The sequence below is a fragment of the Mycobacterium sp. M26 genome (genome assembly GCF_001494595.1).
Classification (GTDB): Bacteria; Actinomycetota; Actinomycetes; order Mycobacteriales; family Mycobacteriaceae; genus Mycobacterium.
Genome location: NZ_LN929908.1, coordinates 1,059,041 through 1,084,985, shown reverse-complemented (window position 1 = coordinate 1,084,985; position 25,945 = coordinate 1,059,041). Strand labels below are relative to the sequence as shown.

The following is a 25,945-nucleotide window of genomic DNA, read 5'->3' as shown; positions in this document are numbered from 1 at the left end:
TAGAAAGGCCGCGGTACAGAATGCGAACAAGAAGTAGCTAACCCACAGTTGGTTAAGCCGCGAAACGCTTTACCAACATGTAGGTCGGCTGCATAATGACTTCGCCCTGCCACCTCGGCACGTCATCACGCGTCGACCGACGCCGACATGGGCACGGCACCAGTCCGGCCACGAATAGCAATTCGGCTGGTCAACGAGGTGCCGAATGCGAGTCAATCAGATGGGATGGTTCCTCTCGGTGCGATCGATGATCGGGCAGACCCCTCGGCGTGCGCGAATCCTCTTCCCACGATGACCCGCCAGCCGAGTACCCCGGTTGCTGTCATCGGCATGGCCTGCCGCCTCCCAGGCGGCATCACCTCCCCGGAGCAACTCTGGGAGGCGTTGCTGCGCGGTGATGACCTGGTCACCGAGATTCCCCGGGATCGCTGGGATGTCGATGAGTACTTCGACCCCGAACCCGGTGTGCCGGGTCGGACGGTGTCGAAGTGGGGCGCCTTTCTCGACGACGTTGCCGGGTTCGACGCGGAGTTCTTCGGCATCAACGACCGTGAGGCCACCGCACTCGACCCGCAGCATCGGCTGTTGCTGGAGACATCGTGGGAGGCGATGGAGCACGCCGGTCTGACGCCCGAGGCGATCCGCGATTCCTTGACCGGTGTCTTCATGGGATTGACCCACCTGGACTACCAGCTGGTGAACGCCGACTCCGAGGAGATGGAAGGCCCCTACGGCTTCGAGGGCAGCACGTTGGCCATGGCCTCCGGGCGGATCTCCTACACCCTCGGCGTGCACGGACCCGCGCTGACCCTCGACACCGCGTGCTCGTCAGGCCTGTTCGCGGTACACATGGGCTGCCGCAGCCTCGACGACGGCGAAAGCGACCTGGCGCTGGCCGGGGCGTCGTTCGTGCTTCTCGAACCGCGCAAGTACGTCGCAGGCACCGCGCAGAGCCACCTCTCTCCCACCGGGCGGTGCCGGGCATTCGACGCGGCCGCCGACGGCTACGTCTGCGGCGAGGCCACCGGCGTGGTGTTGCTCAAGCGCCTGTCCGACGCCGTGCGCGACGGTGACCGGATCCTCGCGGTCATCCGCGGGACGGCCGCCAATCAGGACGGTCACACCGTCAACATCTCCACCCCGTCGGCGGTCGCGCAGGCCGAGCTGTACCGGACCGCGCTGCAAACGGCGGATGTAGACGCCGCCACCGTCGGCATGATCGAGGCCCACGGTCCCGGTACCCCGGTCGGCGACCCTCTCGAATTCAGCAGCCTCAGTGAGGTTTACGGCGTCGCAGGCCGGTGCGCGCTGGCCTCGGTCAAGACAAACTTCGGCCATGCCCAGTCAGCCTCGGGCATTCTCGGCTTGATGAAGACGGTCCTCGCGCTGCAGCACGGTGTGGTCCCCCGCAACCTTCACTTCAACCGCCTGCCCGACGATCTGGCCAAGATAACCACCAATTTGTTTGTGCCGCAGGAGAATACCGACTGGCCGACTACCGGGCACCCCCGCCGGGCGGCGGTGTCGTCCTATGGCGTCTCCGGCACGAATGTGCACGCGATCCTCGAGCAGGCCCCGGAAGCGTCGGCGCAGCCCGCCCAGACAGAGCCGGCGGCGCCGCTGCTCTTCCCGCTGTCGGCCACCTCCGCTGACGAACTGCGCCGTACCGCAGGCCGATTGGCCGACTGGACGCAGCAGCGCCAGGACGTGGCACTGCCGGATCTGGCGTACACGCTGGCGCGCCGGCGCGCGCATCGGCCGGTGCGCACCGCGGTCGCCGCCGCCGACCGATCCGAACTGGCCGACGCACTGCGCCAGATCGCCGAGGGTGACGCCCTCTATCAGCCCGCCGTCGGACGCGACGACCGCGGACCGGTGTGGGTGTTCTCCGGGCAGGGCTCGCAGTGGGCCGGCATGGGCACCGAATTACTGGCCAAGGAACCGGTTTTCGCCGACACCATCGCTCAACTCGAGCCGCTGATCGCCGCAGAGTCGGGTTTCTCGGTCACCGAGGCGATCACCGCACCGGAGGTGGTCACCGGTATCGACCGGGTCCAGCCGAGCCTGTTCGCCATGCAGGTCGCTCTGGCCGCCGCGATGAAGGCGCACGGAGTGCGCCCCGGTGCGGTGATCGGCCACTCGATGGGCGAGACCGCCGCGGCGGTGGTATCGGGTGCCCTGTCACTGGAGGACGGCGTGCGGGTCATCTGCCGGCGCTCCAAGCTGATGGCCACCATCGCCGGTTCCGGTGCGATGGGATCGGTGGAACTGCCAGCCAAGCAAGTACTTTCCGAGCTCACCATGCGCGGGATCAAGGATGTGGTGGTGGCGGTGGTGGCCTCCCCCACCTCGACAGTGATCGGCGGTGCCACCGACACCGTCAAGGATCTGATCTCCGGGTGGGAAGAACGTGATGTGATGGCCCGTCAGGTCGCCGTCGACGTCGCCTCGCACTCGCCTCAGGTGGACCCGATCCTCGACGACCTCGTCAAGGCACTGGCCGACATCACGCCGATGACACCGCAGGTCCCGTTCTATTCGGCGACCGGGTTCGACCCGCGCGAGGATCCGATCTGCGACGCCAAGTACTGGGTCAATAATCTGCGCCGCACCGTACGGTTCGCCGCCGCGGTACGCGCCGCCCTGGAAGACGGCTACCGGGTGTTCGCCGAACTGGCGCCGCATCCGCTGCTCACCCACGCCGTCGAGCAGACCGCGGACAACCTCGACGTCCCGCTGGCCACGCTGGCAGCGGTGCGCCGCGAACAGGAACTCCCACAAGGACTTCGGGGTTTCCTCGCCGATCTGCACAGCGCCGGTGCCGCCGTCGACTTTGCGGTGCCCTACCCGACCGGCCTTCTGGTCGACGCCCCGCTGCCCACCTGGTCACACCGTCATCTGTGGCTGAGCCACGACGGCCAGGAGGCGTCCTCGCACGGCGGGCACACCGTGTCGGTGCACCCGCTGCTCGGCCCGCACGTGCGCCTGCAGGAGGAGCCGGAGCGCCACGTCTGGCAGGCCGAGATCGGCACGGCAGCCCACCCGTGGCTCGCTGAACACCAGATCCGCAACGTCGCGGTGCTGCCCGGAGCGGCGTACTGCGAGATGGCGCTGGCCGCGGCCCGCTCGGTGCTCGGGGAGACCGCGGAGGTCCGCGACATCAGCTTCGAACAGGCGCTGCTGCTCGACGAGCACACTACCGTCGGCGCGTCCACCACCGCTTCCTCGCCCGGGGTTTTGGAGTTCGTCGTCGAGTCCGATCAGGGCGGGACCCTGACCCGACAGGCCACCGCGACACTGCATGCCACTGATTCAGACGAGCTACCGGCAACCTACGAAATCGCCGAATTGCTTGCTGCACATCCTGATTCGGTCGAGGGTGCCGAGGTGCGTGCGGGCATGGCCCAGCGCGGTGTGCTCTACGGACCGGCATTCTCCGGGCTGGTGGTGGTGCGCACCGGCGATCAGGCCGGCGGAACCGTCGTGTCCGAGGTGTCACTACCCAGCCAGATCCGCTCCCAGCAGAGCGCCTACGGGGTGCATCCGGCCCTGCTCGACGCCTGCTTCCAGTCCGTCGCAGCCAGCCCTCAGGTTCAGGGTCTTGGCGAGAGCGCGCTCGCACTGCCATTGGGCGCCCGTCGGCTGCGGACCTACGGCTCGACCCGCGGCGCCCACTACTGCTACACCCGGGTAACCAACGTAGACGCCGCGGGCATCGAAGCCGATATCGACGTGCTCGACCAGCACGGCGCCGTCCTGCTCAGCGTGCACGGGTTGCGTTGTGGCACCGGAGCATCCGACACCTCGCAACAGGACCGGATGCTCGCCGACCGCTTGCTGACCATCGAGTGGCAGCAGCGCGAGCTTCCCGAACTGCCCGAGACGGCCACCGGCAACTGGCTTCTGATCGACACCTCCGCAGCCGACACCCTGGGCACCGCCCTGGCTGACGCGCTGAAAAGCCATGGCACGCAGTGCACCACCCTGTCCTGGACGCCGCGCGCCGACCAACAGGCCAGCGCCGACGAACTCGCTGCGGTGCTGCGCGGCGATCAGTTCACCGGCGCCGTGGTATTGACCGGGCGGTCGTCCGGCGACAGCGCTGCGCACTCGCCGCAGCGTGGACTGGAACAGGTGCAGCATCTGGTCCACATCGCCCGCGAGCTGGCCCAGACCTCCGGGCAGGTCCCGAATCTGGTGGTGGTGACCCGCGGCGCGCAGAGCGTGGTCGACGGTGATCTGGCCAACCTCGAACAGGGTGGCCTGCGCGGTCTGATCCGGGTGATCGCCGCCGAACACCCGCATATGACCACCACCCAGATCGACCTCGACGATGCCACCGAGGCCGAGCACCTGGCCCGACAACTGCTCGGCGAATCCGACGAGGACGAGAGCGCCTGGCGCCACGGGCAGTGGTACACCGCGCGGCTGAGCCCGGCGCCGCTGCGGCCCGAAGACCGCTACAGCCGAAACGGCTCCTACGACAGCGACGGGATGCGGCTGCAGATCCGCACCCCCGGTGACCTGGAGACCCTGGAATGGGTTGCCTGCGAACGGGTTGCGCCCGGCCCAGGCCAGATCGAGGTGTCGGTCAGCGTCTCGAGCATCAACTTTGCCGACGTCCTGGTGGCGATGGGTCTGTTCCCGGCCCTGGACGGCAACCTCCCCGAGTTGGGCATGGACTTCGCCGGAGTGGTCACCGCCGTCGGCCCTGATGTCACCGAGCATCGGGTCGGTAACCGGGTCGGCGGATTCTCCCGACACGGCTGCTGGGGCACGTTCGTCACCTGTGACGCCCGGCTGGCAGCCACGCTGCCACCGGAGATGACCGAGCATCAGGCCGTCGCGGTCGCGACCGCCGCGGCCACCGCCTGGTACGGCCTGCACGATCAGGCCCGGATCGGCGCCGGCGACAAGGTGCTGATCCACTCCGCCACCGGTGGTGTGGGGCAGGCCGCCATCGGGGTCGCCCGGGCGGCCGGCGCCGAGATCTTCGCCACCGCGGGCAGCGAGGAACGCCGGCAACTGTTGCGCGACATGGGAATCAAGCATGTCTACGACTCGCGCAGCACCGAGTTCGCCGAGCAGATTCGCCGCGACACCGACGGCTACGGCGTGGACATCGTGCTCAACTCACTGACCGGTGCCGCCCAGCGGGCCGGGCTCGAGCTACTGGCCACCGGCGGGCGGTTCGTCGAGATCGGTAAACGCGACGTCTACGGCAACACCCGCCTGGGTCTGTTCCCGTTCCGGCACAACCTCACGTTCTTCTACGTGGACCTGGCGCTGATGTCGCTCACGCATCCGCAGCGGGTCGGCGAGCTGTTGCGTGAGGTGTACGCCCTGACCGCGGCCGGCGAACTGCCACCGGCCCGGCACACCGACTACCCGCTCGCCGAAGCGGCCACGGCGATCCGGGTGATGAGTGCGGCCCAGCACGTCGGCAAGCTGCTACTCGAGGTGCCCCGGACAGGTCAGCGCGAGGTGGTGGTACCGCCGCAGCAGACCGAGCCGTTCCGGCGTGACGGTGCCTACATCGTCACCGGCGGCCTGGGCGGGCTGGGCCTGTTCCTCGCCGAGAAGATGGCCGCCGCCGGGTGTGGACGGATCGTCCTCACCTCCCGCTCGCAGCCCACGCTCAAGGCGCTGGAGACGATCGAACTCATCCGCTCGATGGGCAGCGACGTCGTGGTGGTCTGTGGCGACATCGCCGATCCGTCCACCGCAGGGCAATTGGTGACCACCGCGACATCCACCGGCCTGCGGGTGCGCGGCGTACTGCACGCCGCCGCGGTGGTCGAGGACGCCACGCTGGCCAACGTCACCGACGATCTCATCGAACGGGATTGGGCGCCCAAGGTTTTCGGCGCCTGGCACCTGCACACCGCAGTGACCGAGGAGCCGCTGGACTGGTTCTGCTCGTTCTCGTCGGCCGCCGCACTCGTCGGCTCGCCGGGACAGGGCGCCTACTCGGCGGCCAACAGCTGGCTGGACACCTTCACGCGGTGGCGGCGGGCCCAGGGCTTGCCCGCCACGTCGATCGCCTGGGGCGCGTGGGGCCAGATCGGCCGCGCCACGGAGTTCGCCGAAGGTGCCGGTGCCGCCATCGGCCCCGACGAGGGCGCCTACGCATTCGAGGCCATGCTGCGCCACGATCGCGGCTACACCGGCTATGCCCCGCTCATCGGGGCCGGCTGGTTGACCGCCTTCGCGCAACGCAGTCCCTTCGCCGAGGCGTTCCGCTCGGTGGGAGAAAGCAGCACGGGGACAAGCAAACTGCGCGCCGAGCTCAGCGAGCTACCCCAGGACGAGTGGCCGACCCGGCTTCGGCGCCTGATCTCCGACCAGATCAGCCTGATCCTGCGACGCAGCGTCGATCCGGACCGCCCGCTGTCCGAGTACGGTGTGGACTCGCTCGGCGCTCTGGAACTGCGGACGCGCATCGAGACCGAGACGGGCGTGCGTCTGACCGCCGGCGACCTGGCGGCGGGCACGGTTCGGGGGCTGGCGGATCTGTTGTGTGAAAAGCTGTCGGCCACGATGACCGGCTGAGCCGATTCGGGCCCGACGACACCGGCCCGCTGACCACCGCGCAAGCGCCGCTCTTACGGAAGACGGCGGATAGTCGGATTCAGTATTTGAATACTGACGGCACGAATGTTTTGTCGTGCATAAATATGCGTGGACTACGAAAAACCAATTTTCGTTGCATTCCCAGGTTGCCAGTCGCACAATTGCGGTTACCGGTCGGTAGCGGTTCGGGATTGGGGGGAACCAATGAACAAGATCGACTTCCAGGTTGCAGTGGGTGAGGCTGCTCAGGACGCGGTGTGGAAGACCCCGCACCCGCTCACTCATCGGTTGGCTGACGATGACCCGGCGCGCGAGCAGTACCTGCGCGAATACCAGTCTGCGGTGGGTCGCCAGGTGATTGCTGCGATCATGCAGTGGTTGGCGACTACGTCCTGCGCCAAAAACCCTGTACGTCATCTACAGATGCGCTGAGAGCTGCGCTTCGCACCGCGCGTCCGCGGTATTCGCAAAGCGGACGAACCAAAGTCTCGATACGCACACATCTTTGCCCTGAGGACGGTATTTTCGGAACTGCGCCGCAGAAATATCTGCCGACATTCGGTTACGTAACCGTAAGTCGCGGTAACCGCTGTCCGGCGCATGACGTGTGTTGTGGGCGTGTTGGTCCGGACAACCTATGAGGAGGCTCGGTGCACACCGTTCTCAAACTGTTGGTGAACGGGCTCACCGAGCCTGTGGTGTCCGGCCTGATCGTGTTCCTCACCGCGGGCACCACGAACTACTGGCAGGCCTGGGTGCTGCTGGCGGTCTTCGCCGTGACCACCTGGACGTCGAGCATCTACCTGCTGAAGGCCAACCCCGAAGCCCTGCAACGCCGGATGAGTGGCGGCCCCGCCGCCGAGCCCCGGCCGGTGCAGAAGCGCGTTATGGGCGGGCTGTGGCTGTCACTGGCCACCATGCTGATCGTCAGCGCGCTCGACCACCGGTTCGGGTGGTCCAGCGTGCCGGCCGCGGTCTCGGTGCTGGGCAATGTGCTGGTCGCGATCGGTCTGGCCGCCCCGATGCTGGTGGTGATGCAGAACAACTACGCGGCGTCGACCGTGCGGGTGGAGGCCGGTCAGAAGCTGGCGTCCACCGGCCTCTACGGCCTGGTGCGCCACCCGATGTACACCGGCAACGTCGTCATGATGACCGGCATCCCGCTCGCACTCGGGTCCTACTGGGGTCTGCTGCTGGTGATCCCGGGGCTGCTCGTCCTCGGCGTGCGCATCCGCGACGAGGAGAAGCTGCTGCGCGCGGAACTCGACGGCTATCTCGAGTACACCCAAACCGTCCGCTATCGCCTGGTTCCGGGGATGTGGTGACGAGCTTCGGCGGAAATCGGCGATGACACACCTGCACACCCGCAAACTGCGGTTCGGCTTCGCCGACGCGGCGGTCCCCTATCTGTGGAACCCATCCGACCCAGCCTTCTCCAGCGCAACGAACGCGATGTCGTTCTTCTTCATCGCCGTCGAGAAGATGATCGTGGCCGCGGTCAACGACGCCCTCCCGCTGATCACCGACTCCGACGTGGCCGACGAGGCTCGGGCGTTCGTGCGGCAGGAGGCCCAACACACCCTGGCCCACCGGCAGCACGCCAAGGGGCTGATCAAGACTCACCCGCCGCTCAAGGAAACCCTCGACGAGATGGTGTCGACCTACGAGGGACTGACTGCGCGTAAGTCGCTGCACTACCGGCTGGCCTACATCGCCGACCTCGAGGCCACCTTCACGCCGTCGTTCAAGCTCATGCTCGACAACGCCGACACCCTGTTCGCACCCGGTGACGACCGTGTCGCCTCCTTGTTCGTGTGGCACTTCGTCGAAGAGGTCGAGCATCGCAGTTCCGCACTGCGGATCTACGACGCCGTAGTGAAAAATCGGTGGTACCGGATGAGGGTGGCGCCCTCGGTGTTCGCGCACGCCGGATCGGTGATGGTTAAGGCTGCCGAGGGGTTCAACCGGCACGTACCGACCGCGATCCGCAAGGTCGACGCCGGGTCGATGTTCGGTAACCAGCGCTGGAAAACTGCTCTGACGCAGCGCTTTCCGTCAGCACACAAGCTGCCGTTCATCGGCTCACCCAAGTTTGGCCCGTTCGGCAAGCCGTACCCGCACGTCCCACTGCGCGAACAGGCAGCCGCCGCGTTCGGTGTGTTCCGCAGCCAGATCCCCGGCCACAATCCGGCCCGCCAGAAGCTGCCGGCCCTGGCTGCCGAATGGCTGGCCCGCTACGACGCCGGCTATGACGTCACGCGGTGGTACACCGCGGCAGGTAATCAACCGGCCTGAGCCTCAGCTTTCGCTGGCCGACACCTCGGTCTGCTCGCTGGGCTCCTCGCCCAACCGCTCACTGAGGCCGCGTACCGAGGGTTCCTCGACCAGAATGGTCGCCGCGAGGTCAGTGCCCAGTGCGGCATTGATGGCGGCAACGGCACGCAATGCCGCGAGCGAGTCCCCGCCGAGGTCGAAGAAGGAGTCGTCGACGCCCACCCGGTCGACGCCCAGGACCTGGATGTAGATGTCGGTGAGGATCTGCCCGACCAGCGTCGCCGGGCCGCGATCGGCATCAACGCGGTGGTGGCGTTGCTCCGGTGAAACCGGACCACTGCCAAGGGGTTCCACCGCCAACGGCTCAGCGGGATCGGTCGTCATCGCCGACAGCACCCGCCGGAACCGCTCGATCACCGTCTCGATCTCCTCGGCGCCGAACACCGCGGTGCTGTACTGGAAACGCAGATCCAGTTCCGGCCCCGGCACCGCCTGGACCGCCAGCGGGTAGTGGTAGTAGTCGCGGGCGGCGATGTCGGTGATCGTCAGGCCGTCCACCCCTGACAGCGAGGCCGGGTCGGTCGGATAGTTCTCGTAGACGAACACCGTGTCGAACAGCTGGCGGTGCCCGGTGGCGCGATGAATCTCGTTGAGCCCCAGGTGTTGGTGCTCGAACGTGTGGTTGTGCGTAGTGCGCAGTTGGTCGAGCAGGTCGGATGAGGTGGTCTCACCGGTGACGGTGGCGCGCACCGGCACGGTGTTGATCAACAGCCCGACCATCTGCTCGGCACCGGTGACTTCGGCTGGCCGGCCCGACACCACCGAACCGAACGCTACGTCGCCGTGACCAGTGATGGACATCAGCACCTGGGCAAACGCCGCCTGCAACACGGTGCTGACCGTCGTGTGGTGCGAGCGGGCCAACTCTCCGAGCGCACGCGTACTGTGCTCGGACACCTTGAGCGAAGCCACCTTTCGTGGCGCGTGGCCCAACGGATCGGTCGGCCCCACGAGGGTTGGGGCACCGAAGCCGGTGAAGACCTCGGCCCATGCGGCCCGGGCCGCGTCGCGGTCGCGGCTGTCCAGCCAGTCGACGAACCGGCGATACGGAACCGGGGTGGGCAGTCGCTGCCCGTAGTAGCCGGCGAAGATCTCCTGCAGCAGGATGGGCAGCGACCAGCCGTCGAGCAGGATGTGGTGGTTGGTCACCACGCACCGGTGGGTGTCGTCGGCGATGCGGATCAGCGCGATCCGCAGCGCGGGCTGCTCGGTCAGGTGGTAGACGGCAGCACGTTCGGCGGCGCAGATCCGGTCGATCTGCTCCTCGAGATCACCGGCGGCCGGATCGAGCTCGATGGAGCGGCACGTCACGTCCGGGTCGGCCGGAATCAGCTGGACCGGCTGGTCGAAGCGCGAGCAGAACCGGGCCATCAGGTTGGGGTGGCGGCCGATGGCCGTGCGGGCAGCGTCGCGCAGGCGGTGCTGGTCGAGCCGGCCCGAGAGCGTGATGTTCAGTTGCACGGCGTAGACGTCGTCATCCCCGCCGCCGGTGCCGGCGTGGAACAGCAGACCCTCCTGCAGCGGTGTCAGCGGCAGGATGTCGCTGATCTGCTGCGTGGTGCACAGTTCGTCGATCTGCGGCTGGGTCAACCGCGCAGGGGCGATATCGGACGGGGTCAGACCACCGCCGCCGGCCCGCACATGCGCGCAGATGCCGGCCAGTGCGTCGAACCACAACCGGCTTAGCCGGCCGACCTGTTCTCCGGTCAACGCCGAAGGCGCCCAGGTCCATCCGGCCCGCAGCTGTGGTCCGGAGCCGACGTCGACCGTGCCGGCGTTGAGTTCGACGGTGTGCATGAGCGGCATCGGGATCGCCGCGGCGATACCCGCGGCCGGCCCGCCGTCCTGCCGGATCTCCCAGATGTCGCCGGATGCTTCGGCACCGCCGAGGCGGCCCAGGTAGTTGAACCCGATCGCCGGGTCGGCGCCACCGAGGTCGACGTCGCCGTTGAGGTAGCGCAACAGGCCGTAGGTCAGGCCGTCCGGCAGCGCCCGCAGCTGTTCCTTGGCATCCTTGATGAGCGCACCCAATGGTGCTGCACCGGAACTGATCTGGGCCCAGTCCAGTCCGCCCACGGTGACGGCCACCGGGTACTTCGTGGTGAACCAGCCGACCGTGCGGGACAGGTCGACGTCGTGGGCCAGCCCCTCGTTGCGGCCGTGGCCTTCCACATCGATGGCGACGGGACCGCCTGCACCACCGCCGAATTCGGCGACCGCCAGCGCGAACGCGATCAGCAGGATCTCGTGGATTCCCGCATGGAAAGCGGCCGGTACCTCACCGAGCAGCATCCGGGTGGTGGTGACGTCGAGGTCTACCGACAGGCTGCCTGCGGTGGCGTAGGTGTCCACCTCGGGCTGCACGGCGGGCAGCGCCGCGGGGATGGCTGCGATCTGCTTCCAGGTGTCCAGCTGCGCCACCACCTCAGGCCGGTGCGCATGCTCGGTGAGCAGTGTGGCCCAGCGCTGGAAGGAGGTTCGAGCGGGGTGCAGACTCACGGGCTGGCCGCCATGGATCTGCGCCCAGGCAAGGTTGATGTCCTCCAGCAGGATTCGCCAGGACACCCCGTCGACGGCCAGGTGGTGGACGATCATCAACAGGTGGCCGACCGAGGGTTCCCATAGCGCGCTGACCATCACACCGGCGGCCGGGTCCAGCCGCGAGCGCGCGGCCACCACCGCCTCCTCGGTGACCACGTCGACATGCTGCACACAGGACCGGGCATTCACGGTGCCGGGTTCGGGCACGGTCAGCGACCATCCGCCGGCACCGTCATCGCCTACCTGAAGGCGCAGCATGGCGTGCCGGTCAAGCAGGGCCTGCAGCACGGTCACCACATCGTCTTCAGTCACCCCGACCGGGGCCTGCACCACCAGGGTCTGGTTGAACTGGTCGATAGGCCCTTCAACACTGCTCAGCCAGGAGATAATCGGCGTCGCCGCAACGGCTCCCACGCCCTCGTCGATCTCCTTGTCGTCCTCGACAGCGACGGCGGCCACCCGGGCCAGCCGGGCCACGGTGTGTTCGACGAAGATGTCGCGCGGCCGGAAGACCAGGCCTGCGGCCCGAGCGCGGGCCACCACCTGCATCGACAGGATGCTGTCGCCACCGAGTTCGAAGAACGATTCGTCGACGCCGACGCGGTCCAGTCCGAGCACCTGGGCGTAGATGTCGGCCAGGATCTCCTCGACGGCATCGGCCGGGGCGCGGTAGGACTCGGCGTCCTGATACTCCGGGGCAGGCAGGGCTTTGGTGTCAAGCTTGCCGTTGACGGTCAACGGCAACGCGGCCAGCGTGACGATGGCAGTCGGCACCATGTAGGACGGCAGCCGTTCGGACAGGGTGGCTCGCAACGCCGCGGGATCGGCGTCGCCCACGATGTAGCCGACCAGTCGCTTGTCGCCGGGGCGGTCCTCGCGCACGATGACGGTCGCCTGGCTGACGCCGTCGAGCGCGGCCAGCGCGGCCTGGATCTCACCAAGTTCGATGCGGTAACCGCGGATCTTGACCTGCTCGTCGGCCCGGCCGACGTAACGCAACTGCCCATCGGCTCCCCACCACATCAGGTCACCGGTGCGGTACATCCGGGCACCGGGCTCACCGAACGGGCAGGCGACGAAACGGGTGGCACTCAGGCCGGGGCGGCCCACATAGCCGGCGGCCAGGCCGGCACCGGCCACGTACAGCTCCCCCACCACTCCGACGGGAACCGGCTGCAGCGCACGGTCGAGAACGAAGAAGCCCAGATGCCTCAGCGGGACGCCGATCGGGCTGGCCACGCTGTCGACGTCAGCGACGGTGATCTCGCGGAACGACGCATGCACCGTGGTCTCGGTGATGCCGTACAGGTTCAGCAGCCGCGGCAACTCGGGGTGGTTGTCCAGCCAGCCCCGGAGCCGTTGCGGCTCAAGGGCTTCACCGCCGTACACGACGGCCTGCAGGGTGAGCTGGCGGCCGAGTTCGGGCGCGGCGGCTTCCGCGGCCTGCAGGGCGTAGAACGCCGAAGGCGTCTGGCTCAGGACGGTGACCTCTTCGCTGACCAGCAGCGCCAGCAGATCCTCCGGGGAGCGGACCACCACGTCGGGGACGACGACCACGCGACCGCCGTAGAGCAGGGCACCCCAGATCTCCCACACCGAGAAATCGAACGCCAGCGAATGGCATTGCGACCAGACGTGGCCGGGCAGGCCCATGTCGGCGTCGAGGGTGTCCAGCAGCCGGGTGACGTTGCGGTGCGGGATCGCCACACCCTTCGGGGTTCCGGTGGTGCCGGAGGTGTAGATGATGTAGGCGATGTCGTCGGGCGCCGGACCGGACAGCGTTGTGGCGCTGCCGGTTTCGGTGTCGAGGGCGTCGAGGTCGACAACCGCCAGGTCACGGCCGGCCAGCCGGTCGGTGAGTTCGGTGATGGTGATCGCGGCGATCGGGGCGGAGTCGTCGAGGACGAAGTTCATCCGGGCTTCCGGCACCGCCGGGTCGATCGGTACATAGGTGGCGCCGGTCTTGACCACCGCGACCATCGCGACGATCGCGCGGGCGGTCCGCGGCAGCAGCAGCGCGACCCGCTGCCCTGCTCGCACCCCGCGCTCGGCCAGCACATGCGCCAGCCGGGTGGCTGCCTCGTCGAGTTCTCGATAGGTCAGCGACACACCCTCGCTGCGCACCGCCACCGCCTCAGGTGTCGCCGCGACCTGGGCGTCGAACTTCTCGGCGATCGACACCGGAGCCGCGACCGGGGCGTCCAGCGCAGAGCGGTTGCCCCAATCATCCAGGCGGACAACCTCGTCGGCGTCGCGGACGTCGATCGAGGAGAGCCGCCGTGCCGGGTCGGCGGTGATCGCCGCCAGCACCCGCTCGAGCCGTTCGATCAGGGTCTCGATGGTGGCCGCGTCGAACACATCGGTGCGGAACTCGACCGCGCCGCCGATACCGGCGGGCTTGCCGGCGTCATCCCAGCGCTCGGCGAGCGTAAACGACAGGTCCATCCGGGCGGTGTGGGTGTCCACCGGCAGCGGGGTGACGTCCAGGTCACCGAGGTTCAGGCCGGCGGCCTGGCTGCTCTGCCAGGCGAAGTTCTGCCAGGACAGCAGCACCTGCACCAGTGGATGGTGGGTCAGGCTGCGGGTGGGGTTGAGCCGCTCCACCAGGACCTCGAACGGCACGTCCTGGTGCTCGTAGGCGGCCAGGCTACGCCGGCGTACCTGGGACAGCACGTCCTCGACGGTGGGGTCACCGGCCAGGTCGACCCGCAACACCAGGGTGTTGACGAAGAAGCCGACCAGCTCGTCGAGGGCGGCATCCCCACGTCCGGCGATCGGAAAGCCCACGGCCACATCGGAACTCGAGCTGAGCTTGGACAGCAGCACCGACAGCGCGGCCTGCACCACCATGAAGCTGGTGGCATTGTGCTCGCGGGCCAGCGTTGCGATCTGCTGCTGGAGGTGGGCGGGCCAGTCGACGGGCACGCTCGCGCCGTGGTAGTCCGCGACCGGCGGGTAGGGTCGATCGGCCGGCAGCTGCAGGTGTTCGGGCATCCCCGCCAGCGCGGTGTCCCAGTAGCCCAGCTGAGCGGCGATGCGGCTGTCGCTGTCGGACAGGTCGCCCAATTGCGAACGCTGCCAGAGCGTGTAGTCGACGTACTGCACGTCCAGGTCGGCCCAGCCGGGAGCCTCGCCGGCGGTGCGGGCGGCGTAGGCGACACCGAGATCGGAGACCAGCGGCGCGATCGAGGCGCCGTCGGCGGCGATGTGGTGTACCACCGCCACCAGCACATGCTCGTCGTCGGCGAGTCGGAACAGCTTGGCCCGCAACGGAATCTCGGTCGCAAGGTCGAAGGCGTGCGCCGCGACGTGCTCGACGGCTTCGTCGAGATGCGGCTCACCCCAGCCGTCGGCCTCGACGACCTCCCAGCCGAAGTCGGCCTGCGCGGCCGGGATCACCACCTGGTGCGGCACCCCGTCGGCGGCCGGGAACAGAGTGCGCAGGCTCTGCTGGCGGTCCACCACATCGGCCAGTGCAGCACCGAGCGCGTCAGAGTCTAGGTAGCCGCGGATACTCAGCGCCACCGCGATGTTGTAGATCGGCGACGGCCCCTGCAGCTGGTCGATGACCCACAACCGGTTCTGGGCGAATGACAGCGGGATGACGTCGGGGCGCTCACCGGCAGTGAGCGGCTCCAACTGCTCATGCCCGCCGGCGACCCGCGGCGCGAGTTGGGCGACGGTGGGCGCCTCGAACAGGGTGCGAACCGAAAGTCCGGCTTCCACAGCGCTGTTCACCGCGGCCACCAGCCGCATCGCCGACAGTGAGTCGCCGCCAAGGTCAAAGAACGAGTCGTCGACGCCCACCCGGTCGACGCCGAGCACGTGGGCGAAGATGCCGGCGAGAATCTCCTCGGTGGCCGTGGACGGGGCGCGGTAGTTCTCGCCGTCGCGGTATTCCGGTGCCGGCAGTGCGCGGGTGTCGAGCTTGCCGTTGACGGTGCGCGGCAGTGCGTCGATCGCGATGACCGCGGCGGGAACCATGTAGGCGGGCAGCCGTTCAGCCAGCGCCGCGCGGGCCTTGGCCGGTTCTGCAGTGCCCACCAGGTAGCCGACCAGACGCTTGTCGCCGGGGCGGTCCTCGCGGGCGATCACCACCGCCTGTTCCACGCCGTCGAGGGCGGCCAGCGCGGCCTGGACCTCACCGGGTTCGATGCGGTAGCCGCGGATTTTGACCTGCTCGTCGGCGCGGCCGATGTACTGCAGTTGGCCGTCGGCCCGCCAGCGCACCAGGTCACCGGTGCGGTACATCCGGGTGCCCGGTCCGCCGAACGGCGAGGCAATGAAGCGCGACGCGGTCAGTCCGGAGCGGCCCAGATATCCCATCGCCACACCGCGGCCGGCCACATACAGTTCGCCGACCACGCCGGTGGGAACCGGCCGCAGCCACTCGTCGAGCACGAACAGCGCGGCCGTCGACACCGGGAAGCCGATCGGTGCGGCGCCGGATCCCACGGTCACGGGTGCGCTCATCGACGCGTACACGGTGGCCTCGGTGGGTCCGTAGGCGTTGATGACCACCCGGCCCGGCGCCCATTGGTCGACCACCTCGGCCGAGCAGGCCTCGCCGCCGAGCAGCAGCGCCACCGACTCGAGCCCCTGCGGCGACAATGCGGTCACCGCCGACGGGGTTTGGGTCAGGACGTTGACCTCGGTGGCGATCAGCAGGTCGTGGAACTCGTCGGGCGCGCCGACGACGGACTCGGGTACCACGACCAGGCGGCCGCCGCCGAGCAGCGCAGCCCAGATCTCCCAGACCGAAAAGTCGAAGGCATACGAGTGGCACTGGGTCCACACCTGTTCGGCGGGAAGCGTTTCCGGCGTAGACGCGGGCAGGTGCGCGAGGTTGCGGTGGGTGACCGCCACCCCCTTGGGCGTGCCGGTGGTACCCGAGGTGTAAATCAGGTAGGCCACGTTGCCGGGGTCCGGTGCCGGCAGCGCGGTGGCCGGCGCGGCCGCAATGGCAGGGTCGGCGATGTCGAGGACGGCCAGGTCGGCGTCGAGCCGCGGGCGCAGGGCGGCGGTGGTGACGATGATGCCCGGGGCGGCGTCGGCGAGCATGAAGTCGATCCGGCCCTCCGGCAACGCGGGGTCGATCGCCAGATAGGCGGCCCCGGTCTTGAGTGCGGCCAGCATCACCACGACAGCCTCGGTGGAGCGCTCCAGCAGCAGGCCCACACACGAGCCCGCGCCGACACCGCGGTCGGTCAGCACATGCGCCAACCGGTTTGCGGCTTCGTCGAGTTCGGCGTAGGTCAGCGAGGTCTCCCCCGCGACCAGCGCCACCGCCTGCGGTGCGCGGGCGACCTGCTCGGAGAACAGCTCGGGCACCGACTTGTCCGGGGGTGCCGGTGCGCTGAGCACCGCGCGGTTGCCGACCTCGTCGAGGTGGGCGTGCTCGGTCTCGGTCAGGGGATCCACCGAGGACAGCCGGCGACTCGGGTCGGCGGTCATCGACGCCAGCACCCGCTGCAGCCGCTGCACCATCGCCTCGATGCTGGCGGCGTCGAAGACGTCGGTGCGGAACTCCACCACGCCACCGATGCCGGTGGCTTCACCGGCCCGCGTCCACCGCTCGGCCAGCGAGAAGGCCAAATCGACTTTGGCGGTATGGGTTTCCAGCGGGATCTGGGTGATCTGCAGATCACCCAGGGCCATCACGATGTCGTCGCTGGCTTCGGCGGGCAGGTTGCGCCAGGACAGCATCACCTGCACCAGCGGGTGGTGGGTGAGCGAGCGGGTGGGGTTGAGCCGTTCGACCACTACCTCGAAGGGCACGTCCTGGTGCTCGAAGGCGGCCAGACTGCGGGCGCGCACCTGGGCGAGCAGTTCGGCGACGGTGGGATCACCGTTCACGTCCACCCGCAACACCAGGGTGTTGACGAAGAAACCCACCAGGTCGTCGAGTGCGGGGTCGCGGCGTCCGCCGATCGGGAAGCCTACGGCCACATCGGTTGTCGCGCTGAGCTTGCTCAGCAACACCGCGAGGGCGGCCTGGATGACCATGAAGCTGGTGGCGTTGTGTTCGCGGGCCACCCGGGCGATCTGGGTCTGCAGTTCGGCGGGCCAGTCGATGACGATGTTCTCGCCACGCTGGTCGGCCACCGGCGGGTAGGGCCGGGCGGGGGGGGGCCAGTCGATGACGATGTTCTCGCCACGCTGGTCGGCCACCGGCGGGTAGGGCCGGTCGGTGGGCAGCTGCACCCGCTCGGGCATCCCCGCCAGTGCCTTCTCCCAGTAGGCCAGCTGGGCGGCGATCAGGCTGTTGTCGTCGTCGAGATCACCGAACTGCTGACGCTGCCACAGCGTGTAGTCGATGTACTGGACCGGCAGGTCGGACCAGAACGGCGGCAGCCCCATCGAGCGGCTGACGTAGGCCACGCCCAGATCGCGGACCAGGGGCGAGATCGACAGGCCGTCGGCGGCGATGTGGTGGGCCACCGATACGACGACGTGGTCGCTGTCGCTGATCCGGAAAAGCCTTGACTGCATGGGGATTTCGGTGGCCAGGTCGAACGCGTGGCTGGCCACCGCGTCGATGGCCTCGTCCAGTTGCGCCTCGGTCCAGCCGGTGGCGTCGACGACCTCCCAGCCGAAGTCGGCCTGCTCGGCGGGCACCACCACCTGCTGGGGTACGCCGCCCGGGGCGGTGAACACGGTCCGCAGGGTTTCGTGACGGGCTACCACGTCGGCCAGGGCGGCGCCGAGTGCCTCGACGTTCACCGGGCCCTGCAGCCGCAGACCGACGGCCATGTTGTAGGCCGGTGAGGCGCCCTGCAGTTGGTCGAGGAACCACAACCGGTTCTGCGAGAACGACAGTGGCACCACATCGGGGCGTTGCTCGGCAGCGGTGAGAGGTTCGAGTTCGCTCTCGCCACCGCGGATGCGGGGGGCCAGTTGGGCGACGGTGGGCGCCTCGAACAGGGTGCGCACCGACAGCCCGGCATCCAATGCGGCGTTGACCGCGGCCACCAGCCGCATCGCCGACAGCGAATCACCACCCAAATCGAAGAACGACTGGTCGCGGCCCACCCGTTCGACGTCGAGCACCTGGGCGTAGATCCCCGACAGGATCTCCTCGACCGCGGTGGCCGGCGCCTGGTAGTCCTCCCCGTCCTGGTACTCCGGGGCGGGCAGTGCGCGCTTGTCGAGCTTGCCGTTGACGGTCAGCGGAAGTGCCTGCAGCACAACGATCGCCGACGGCACCATGTAGGCGGGCAGCTTCTCCCCCAGCCGGGCGCGCAGCTCGGCCGGCTCGACGGCGCCGGTCACATAGCCCACCAGACGCTTGTCGCCGGGGCGGTCCTCGCGGGCGATCACCTCGGCCTGGGTGACACCGTCGAGGGCGGCCAGCGCGGCGCGCACCTCGCCGAGTTCGATGCGGAAGCCGCGGATCTTGACCTGCTCGTCGGCGCGACCGACGTAGCGCAGTTCTCCGTCGGTGCCCCAGTAGACCAGGTCGCCGGTGCGGTACATCCGAGCACCCTCGCCGCCGAACGGGCAGGCGACGAACCGGGATGCGGTCAGGCCCGGGCGGCGCCAATACCCCAGCCCCGCACCGGAACCGGCCACGTACAGGTCACCGACCACGCCGGGGGCCACCGGGCGCAGCCAAGTGTCGAGGACGAAGAATGCGAGGTGGTCCATCGGAACACCGATGGGGCTGGCCAGGTTCGCGGTGTCGGCGGCGAAGATCTCCCGGAACGACGCGTGCACCGTGGTTTCGGTGGTGCCGTAGAGGTTGAGCAGTCGCGGTGCGTCCGGGTGGTCCTGCACCCATTGGGTGAGCCGCTGCGGCTCCAAGGCCTCACCGGCGAAGATGACCGCCGAGAGCTGAAGCTGGCGCGCGATCTCGGGCTGCTGTACGTCGGCGGACTGCAGCGCGTAGAACGCCGACGGGGTCTGGCTGAGCACATTGACCTGCTCGGCGGCCAGCAGCGCGTGGAACTCCTCGGGAGACCGCGCGATCGACTCGGGTACCACGACCAGCCGGCCGCCGTAGAGCAGCGCACCCCAGATCTCGCACACCGACACGTCGAACGCCAGCGAATGCCACTGCGACCACACCTGTTCGGGGATCAGCTCGGTGTCCAGCGAGTCCAGCAGCCCGATCACATTGCGGTGGGTGATGGCCACACCCTTGGGCACGCCGGTGGTGCCGGAGGTGTAGATGATGTAGGCCATATCGTCCGGTGCGGGCGCAGGCGGGGCGGTGGTCGGCTGGGCCGCGACGGCGGGATCGTTGATGTCGATCACGCTCAGGTCGTACTCGGTGAGCCGGTCGGCGAGGTCGGTGGTGGTGATGGCGGCCACCGGCAGGCTGTCGCCGAGCATGAATTCCATGCGGGTCAACGGCACCGCGGGGTCGATCGGCACGTAGGCCGCACCGGCCTTCAGCACGCCGAGGATCGCGACGATCGCCTGGGACGACCGGGTGAACAGCAGCGCGACCCGCTGGCCCGGGCCTACCCCGCGCGCGGCCAGCAGGTGGGCGACCCGGTTGGACGCCTCGTCGAGTTCGCGGTAGGTCATCGACTGCCCGTCGCAGGTCAGCGCCAGCGAGTCGGGCACCCGCGCCACCTGGGCGGCGAACAGCGCCGGGATGGATTGCACTGTGGCAGCAGGCTTGTCGAGCACGGCCCGGTTGGTCCAGCCGTCCAGGCGGGCGTGCCCATCGGCGTCGAGGACGTCGATCGCGGACAGCGGCCGGTTCGGGTCAGCGACCATCGCGGCCAGCAGCCGGGTGAACCGCTCGATGATCGAGTGCACGTCGGCCACCGAGAACACGTCGGTGTCGAACTCGACGCGCAGGCTCAGTTCGGTGCCCGGAAGTGCTTGTACCGCAATCGGATAGTGGTTGTACTCGCGATGGGTGATGTCGGTGATCGCCAGCCCGTCACCGCCGGAGAGTCCGGCGGCGTCCAGCGGGTAGTTCTCGTAGACGAAGAACGTGTCGAACAGATGGTCCTGCCCGGTGATCCGATGGATCTCGGCCAGCGCTAAGTGCTGGTGGTCCAGGGTGTGGCTGTAGGAGTTCTGCAGCTGCTCGAGCAGGTCCGCGGTGGTGGTCGTGGCAGTGGCGGTGGCCCGCACCGGCACGGTGTTGATGAACAGCCCGACCATGTTGTCCGCGCCGAAGAGTTCGTCGGGGCGGCCCGACACCGTGGTGCCGAACGTGACGTCGTGTTGTCCGGTCAGGGACATCAGCAGCTGCGAAAAGCCAGCCTGCAGAACAGTACTGACGGTGGTGTGCTGGGAGCGCGCCAGCTCGCCGAGGGCCCGGGTGATGTCCTCGGGCACCACGAAGGATTCGACGGTGCGGCTGCCGGTCTCCATCCGGTCGGCCGGACCCACCAGGGTGGGCGTCTCGAACCCGGACAGCACCTCACCCCAGGCGGTGCGGGCGGCATCGAGGTCGCGGCCGGCCAGCCAGTTGACGAATCTGCGGTACGGGATGGCCGGTGGCAGCCGCTGGCCGTAGTACCCGGCGAAGATCTCCCCGAGCAAGATCGGCAGTGACCAGCCGTCGAGCACGATGTGGTGGTTGGTGAGCACCAACCGGTGCTGGTCGGGTGCGATCCGCACCAGGGCGGCCCGGAACGGTGGCTGGTCGGCGAGTTCACTGACCGCGGCCCGCTCCTGCGCGCAGATCTGCTCGATCTGCGCGTCGACGTCACCGGCCGCCAATTCGACGAAGCGCCAGGGTGCTTCGGGATCTCCCGGGATGATCTGGACAGGCACGTCGAACTTGTCGGAGAACCGGGCGGCGAGGTTGGGGTGCCGAGCCACCACCGCGTTGACCGCGTCGTGCAGTCGGTGCTGATCGAGCAGGCCTTCCACCGAGATCTGCAGCTGCACCGCGTACACATCGTCACTGCCCTGCGCCGTGCTGGCGTGGAACAGCAACCCCTGCTGCAGGGGTGTCAGCGGTAGGACGTCAGCGATCCGCATATTGGCGCTGAAGCTCGTCGATTTGCTGCTGACTCAGTCCCACTGCGATGTCCGACGGCGTCAGGCCCCCACCGCCGCCGGCGACATGCGCGCACACACCCTTGAGGGCGTCGAACCACAGCTTGCTCAGATGGGTGACCTGCTTGTCGTTGAGCACGGATTTCGCCCACGTCCACTGGGCCCGCAGTTGCGGTTCGGCACCGGTGTCGACGACGCCGGCGTTGAGTTCCAGGGTGTGCACCAACGGCATCGGGATCGAGGCGGCGGCGCTGGTGACCGACCAGTCGTCCTGTCGCATCTCCCAGATGTCCTCGGCCACTGCGGCGCCGCCGATGCGGCCGAGATAGTTGAAGCCGATCGCCGGATCATCCCCGTCGAGGTCCACCTCGTCGTTGAGGTAGCGCAGCAGACCGTAGGTCAAGCCGTCGGGCAGAGCGCGCAGTTGTTCCTTGGCGTCCTTGACCAGGCTGCCCAACGCGGCGCTGCCGTTGGAGACCTGCGACCAGTCCAGCGCGTCGAGTGTCAGCGCCACCGGGTACTTGGTGGTGAACCAGCCGACGGTGCGGGACAGGTCGACTTCGGGTGCCAGTTCCTCCTCGCGGCCGTGGCCTTCCACGTCGATGGTGACGGTGCCCCCGCCGGTGCCGAAGACAACGTCGGCCGCCAGCGCGAAGGTGATCAACAGGATTTCGTGGATCCCGGCATGGAAAGCGGCCGGTACCTCACCGAGCAGCGTGCGGGTGGTCTCGGCGTCGAGGTCGAAGGACAGCGTCCCGGCGTTCTCGAGGGTGTCGACCTCCGGCTGCACCGGCGGCAACGCCGCGGGCACCTTCGCCATCTGCTTCCAGGTCCGCGCCTGCGCCACCACATCGTCGTCGTGGGCATGCCCGGAAAGGATTGTGGCCCAACGCTGGAACGAGGTTCCCGGGTCGGGCAGCACGATGTCGTGCCCGCTGCGGTGCTGCGTCCAGGCGACATTGAGATCCCCGAGCAGGATCCGCCAGGAGACGCCGTCCACGGCGAGGTGGTGGATGATCAGCGCCAGCTGCCGGGTTTCGGTGGCCCACAGCGCCGAGAGCACCACGCCCGCAGCCGGATTCAGCCGCGACCGCGCCGCAGCCACCGCCTCGTCGGTGACGACGTCGGTGGTGCTCAGCAGTGACTGCGCAGCAACGGACCCGGGCTCCGGCACCGTCAGCGAGCGGTCGTCGCCGACCCGCACCCGCAGCATGGCGTGCCGGTCGAGCAGCGCCTGCAGCACCGCCACCACATCGGCCTCGCCGACACCCTCGGGTGCCTGGATGAGGAAGGTCTGGTTGAACTGGCCGGTCGGGCCGGGAACGTCTTGCAGCCAGCGGATGATCGGGGTGGCCTGCACCGCTCCGATACCCTCGTCAACCACATCGGTCGAGCCGTCGCTGACGGTGGCGACCCGCGCCAGCCGGGCCACGGTCTGCTCGACGAAGATGTCGCGCGGGCGGCACAGCACACCGGCGGCCCGGGCCCGGGCAACCACCTGCATCGACAGGATGCTGTCGCCGCCGAGTTCGAAGAACGACTCGTCGACACCGACCCGGTCCAGACCCAGCACCTGGGCGTAGATATCGGCCAGGATCTGCTCTACGGCGTCGGCGGGCGGGCGGTAGGACTCGCTGTCCTGATACTCCGGGGCGGGCAGCGCCCGCTTGTCGAGCTTGCCGTTGACCGTCAGTGGCATCGCGTCGATCACCACGATCGCGGCGGGCACCATGTACTCCGGCAGACGGGCGGCCATCGCGGTCCGCACTGCGGCGGGGTCGACGTCACCGGTGGCGTAGCCGACCAGGCGCTTGTCGCCGGGGCGGTCCTCGCGCACGATCACCTCGGCGTGGCCCACCCCGTCAACCGCACTCAGCGCAGCCTGGACCTCGCCGAGTTCGATGCGGTAACCGCGGATCTTGACCTGCTCGTCGGCCCGGCCGACGTAGCGCAGTTGCCCGTCGGCACCCCACCACATCAGGTCACCGGTGCGGTACATCCGGGCACCGGGCTCACCGAACGGGCACGCCACGAACCGGGTCGCGCTCAGCCCGGGCCGGCCCACGTACCCGTCGGCCAGGCCGGCGCCGGCCACGTACAGCTCGCCGACCACACCAGCGGGCACCGGCTGCAGCCAGGCGTCGAGGACGAAGAAACCCAGATGCGCCAGGGGCACACCGATCGGGCTGACGGCGGTCTCGACGTCGGCGGCGGTGATCTCGCGGAACGACGCGTGCACCGTGGTCTCGGTGATGCCGTACATGTTGATCAGCCGCGGGGCGTGCGGATGGTTGTCCAGCCAGCCCCGAAGGCGTTGCGGCTCAAGGGCTTCCCCACCGAACACCACGGCCTGCAGCGCCAGCCGGCCGCCGAGTTCGGGGTTGAGCGCGTCGGCGGCCTGCAGGGCATAGAACGCCGACGGCGTCTGGCTGAGCACGCTGACCTGTTCGTCGACCAGCAGCGCCAGGAAGTCTTCCGGCGAGCGGACCACGGCATCGGGCACCACGACCAGGCGGCCGCCGTAGAGCAGCGGACCCCAGATCTCCCACACCGAGTAGTCGAACGCCAGCGAGTGGCACTGGCTCCATACCAGGCCCGCCAGGTTCATCTCGGCGTCCAGGGTCTCCAACAGCCGGGTGACGTTGCGCTGCGGAATCGCCACGCCCTTGGGCTTACCGGTGGTGCCCGAGGTGTAGATGATGTAGGCCGTGTCGTCGGCCGACGGCTCGGGCACCGCGGTGCCCGGGTGGCCGGCCAGGTCCAGGTCGTCGACGCTGACAACGAGCACCTCTCGACCGTCGAGGCGGCCGGCGAGGTCGGAGTTGGTGATGACGGCGGCCGGTGCGGAGTCGTCGAGCACGAAGTCCATGCGGGTGACGGGCACCGCCGGGTCGATCGGCACGTAGGCCGCGCCGATTTTCACCGCGGCCAGGATCGCGACGATGGATCCGACGGACCGCGGCAGCAGAACGGCGACCCGCTGCCCGGGTCCCACGCCGTGGCTCGTCAGCGCATGCGCCAACCGGTTCGACGCGTCGTCGAGTTCCCGGTACGCCAGCGACTGCCCGTCGGCGGTCAGAGCGACCGCATCCGGGGTACGCGCCACCTGGGCGGCGAACTCGGCCGCGATCGATACCGGTGCGCTCTGTGCCCGGGACAGCACCGCGCGATTGCCGGCCTCATCGGAGCGGTCGTGCTCGGCGGCATCCAGCACGTCGACCGTGGAAAGCCGGCGGGCCGGGTCGGCCGTCATGGCCACCAGTACCCGTTCCAGGCGGCGGGCCAGATCGGAGGCGTCGAACTTCGCGAACAGCCGGCCGGCGCCGAGCGTGCCGAGGAACAGCTCGTCGCCCACGCCGGAGAAGATCAGGCCGAAGTCGCCGACGAATCCGGAGTTGGTCATCGTCGCGGTGGCGTCGATCCCGCCGAAGTCGAGGGCGAACGCGTTCGGGAAGAAGTCGACGACCACCCGTTCGGCCGACTGGCCCGAGTTGCGCAGGTGCGCCTTGCGGCCGAGGGCCTGCACCGGGAACCGCTGGTGTTCGAGGGCCTCGCGGATCCGCGCGTCGACGTGGGCGCAGAAGTCCGTGACGCTGGACCCCGCGGCGACCTGCAGCACCAGCGGCACCACACCGGCCACCATGCCCGGCATGGTCTTGGCTTCCGGCGCCACCCGGCGGCCGACCGGGAAGTCGAGGACCACCTCGGAACCTTCGGCGCACCACGGACGCATGAGGATCGCCGAGGCGGCGGTGATCACCGACGAGCGCGGCATGTTCCAGCGGTCAGCGAGCTGCTGGACCCGGCGCAGCACGGCGGGGTCCAGCTCGACCGGCGCGGAGCTGAAGTTCGGATCTTGCTCGTCGGACACCGGGGTCGACGGGTTGGCAGAACCGGACTCGGCGGGCAGGTTCTCGGTCCAGTAGGCCAGGTCGGCGGCGTAGTCGGGCGACGCCTCGTAGGCCGACTCGAAGTCGACCAGATCCTGCAGCGAGCCGAAGTACGCCGGCGGGATGGGTTCACCCGTGACGATCGCGGAGTACACGGCAGCGACGCGGTTGCCGAACAGACCGATGCCCGCGGCGTCCATCACGATGTGGTGGAAACAGCCGAACACGTAGTACTCGGCGGCGCGGGTCTGGAAGATCGCGTAGCGGAACAGCGGCCCGGAGAACGGCATCGGGGTGCGCTGGATCGCCAGCGCCCGCGCCCGCGCCTCGGCCACCGGATCCTCGGTGCCGGTCAGGTCGTGGAACTCGATGTCGATCTCCGGGTACTCGACCGGCCGCTGGAAGACCTGGCCGTCGTCCTCGAAGCAGGTGACCCGCAGCGGCTCGGCTTCCTGCATGACGCGGGTGATCGACCACTGCAGGGCGTCGAGGTCGACGGCGCCCTCGATGTGAACCAGCAGACCGACCTGCCATTCCGTACCGGAGTGGCCCATCTCCTGGTCAAGCCAGATGTCTAGTTGCGCGCGCGTCAAAGGCAGCGTGCGATCGTCACGTTCCATGGATATCCCCGGCACCTG

Annotated in this window: 6 protein-coding genes; 4 read left to right on the top strand and 2 right to left on the bottom strand. The window is 68.7% G+C overall.

The annotated features are described in order from the left end of the window. Nucleotides 1-291 precede the first annotated feature (291 nt). From pks2 to BN3385_RS14490, 4 genes are all read left to right on the top strand, one after another. Nucleotides 292-6,552 carry a sulfolipid-1 biosynthesis phthioceranic/hydroxyphthioceranic acid synthase gene (pks2, locus tag BN3385_RS14505; protein ID WP_059017501.1) on the top strand — a complete coding sequence of 2,087 codons (6,261 nt, stop codon included), beginning with the start codon at nt 292-294 and terminating at the stop codon, nt 6,550-6,552. 225 nt (nt 6,553-6,777) lie between these two features. Then, nucleotides 6,778-7,005: a hypothetical protein gene (locus tag BN3385_RS14500; RefSeq protein ID WP_059017499.1), complete on the top strand. Its 228-nt coding sequence runs from the start codon at nt 6,778-6,780 to the stop codon at nt 7,003-7,005. Between the two features lie 218 nt (nt 7,006-7,223). Beyond that, nucleotides 7,224-7,898 carry a methyltransferase family protein gene (locus BN3385_RS14495; RefSeq protein WP_059017497.1) on the top strand — a complete coding sequence of 225 codons (675 nt, stop codon included), beginning with the start codon at nt 7,224-7,226 and terminating at the stop codon, nt 7,896-7,898. A 22-nt stretch (nt 7,899-7,920) separates the two neighbouring features. Then, entirely contained in the window at nt 7,921-8,868 is a 948-nt protein-coding gene (locus BN3385_RS14490) for a metal-dependent hydrolase (RefSeq protein ID WP_059017495.1), read from the top strand. A gap of 3 nt (nt 8,869-8,871) precedes the next feature. Here the strand turns inward: BN3385_RS14490 and BN3385_RS14485 are convergent, their stop codons facing one another. Next, nucleotides 8,872-21,399 carry a non-ribosomal peptide synthetase gene (locus BN3385_RS14485; RefSeq protein WP_197415218.1) on the bottom strand — a complete coding sequence of 4,176 codons (12,528 nt, stop codon included), beginning with the start codon at nt 21,397-21,399 and terminating at the stop codon, nt 8,872-8,874. Further along, nucleotides 21,386-25,927, bottom strand: coding sequence for a non-ribosomal peptide synthetase (locus tag BN3385_RS28640; RefSeq protein ID WP_197415217.1), 4,542 nt, complete (start codon nt 25,925-25,927; stop codon nt 21,386-21,388). Before BN3385_RS28640 ends, BN3385_RS14485 begins: the two co-directional genes overlap by 14 nt. Nucleotides 25,928-25,945: the final 18 nt, after the last annotated feature.